This is a genomic window from Streptococcus australis, from assembly GCF_019930045.1.
GTDB classification, from domain to species: Bacteria; Bacillota; Bacilli; order Lactobacillales; family Streptococcaceae; genus Streptococcus; species Streptococcus australis_D.
The window spans coordinates 1-1,828 of sequence record NZ_JAHZQQ010000105.1; the positions used below are offsets into that span (position 1 = coordinate 1).

Consider the following 1,828-nt stretch of genomic DNA (forward strand, 5'->3'; position numbering starts at 1 on the left):
CTTTATGCTGTTTTTCGCAATTCTAGTATATCAGATGAACGTATCTTTTGTGTTGCACTTCATTTTACAACAGGGCATAGAGAAAAAAATCAGATATTCATCCAATTCTGTTGTCCTCTAGAATTGATCTATTTCCACTATATGAGTAGCTGTGAAAATTTTCAGAAAATTCAACTTTTTTCTTTACAAGTCAAAAAAAAACTGCTATAATTGTCCACGTAATAAAACATGACATTGCTTTCAGCAGTGCCTTCATACCCAGTAAGACAGCCCCTACTGGCATTCGTTTCAATAAAACAAAGGAGAAACAAGATGACAACTGCAAAAGAATATATCCAAAGCACTTTCGAAACTGTAAAAGCTCGTAATGGCCATGAAGCAGAATTCCTTCAAGCTGTTGAAGAGTTCCTTAGCACTTTGGAACCTGTATTTGAAAAACATCCAGAATACATTGAAGAAAACATCTTGGCCCGTATCACTGAGCCAGAACGCGTGATTTCTTTCCGTGTTCCTTGGGTTGACCGTGATGGAAAGGTTCAAGTGAACCGTGGTTACCGTGTCCAATTTAACTCAGCTGTTGGTCCATACAAAGGCGGACTTCGTTTCCACCCAACTGTTAACCAAGGGATCTTGAAATTCCTCGGCTTCGAACAAATCTTCAAAAACGTCTTGACCGGCCTTCCTATCGGTGGTGGTAAAGGTGGATCTGACTTCGATCCTAAAGGCAAGACTGACGCTGAAGTCATGCGTTTCTGCCAAAGCTTCATGACAGAATTGCAAAAATACATCGGACCATCTCTTGACGTACCTGCTGGTGATATCGGGGTTGGTGGACGTGAGATCGGATACCTTTACGGACAATACAAACGCCTTAACCAATTTGATGCAGGTGTCTTGACTGGTAAACCTCTTGGATTCGGTGGTAGCTTGATCCGTCCAGAAGCAACTGGTTATGGTTTGGTTTACTACACTGAAGAAATGCTCAAAGCTAACGGCAACAGCTTTGCTGGTAAAAAAGTCGTGATCTCAGGTTCTGGTAACGTAGCCCAATACGCTCTTCAAAAAGCAACTGAACTTGGTGCAACTGTCATCTCAGTCTCTGACTCAAACGGTTACATCATCGACGAAAACGGAATCGACTTCGATCTTCTTACAGATGTGAAAAACAACCGTCGTGCTCGTTTGACAGAATACGCTGCAGAAAAATCAACTGCTACCTACTACGAAGGTTCTGTATGGACTTATACCGGCAACTATGACATCGCCCTTCCATGTGCGACTCAAAACGAGATCAACGGTGAAGCAGCGAAACGCTTGGTTACTCAAGGCGTAAAAGTTGTTTCTGAAGGAGCTAACATGCCAAGCGACCTTGATGCTATCAAAGTCTACAAAGAAAATGGCATTCTTTACGGACCTGCCAAAGCTGCCAATGCTGGTGGGGTTGCTGTATCTGCTCTTGAAATGAGCCAAAACAGCCTCCGTCTTTCATGGACACGAGAAGAAGTAGATGGTCGTTTGAAAGATATCATGACTACCATCTTCAACACTGCTAAAACAACTGCAGAAACCTACGGTCTTGGTAAAGATTACCTTGCAGGTGCCAATATCGCAGCCTTCGAAAATGTCGCAAATGCGATGATTGCCCAAGGACTTGTTTAATTTGATTCTTTTGCCACACCTCTGAATCCTTCGGTTTCGGAGGTGTTTTTCTTGATAAAAAAGAAGATTGGAAAAACCAAATCTTCTTTTATTTTAGATAAATTGCAAGAATAAGTGCAACATTTACTTGAACTCATCCTCTAGAGCTTCACAAGCAGTTCTGTAAGCT

At 41.9% G+C, this 1,828-nt stretch carries 1 protein-coding gene; it reads left to right on the forward strand.

Annotated elements, in window-relative coordinates; translation table 11 throughout:
- Nucleotides 1–312 precede the first annotated feature (312 nt).
- A complete protein-coding gene (gene gdhA, locus K1J10_RS10440; RefSeq protein ID WP_223357310.1) occupies nt 313–1,659 on the forward strand; it encodes an NADP-specific glutamate dehydrogenase in 1,347 nt (448 codons plus the stop codon).
- Nucleotides 1,660–1,828: the final 169 nt, after the last annotated feature.

What these genes read in the sequence shown, in the direction of transcription:
- gdhA (WP_223357310.1), top strand. Translation starts at nt 313, where the DNA reads ATGACAACTGCAAAAGAATATATCCAAAGCACTTTCGAAACTGTAAAA.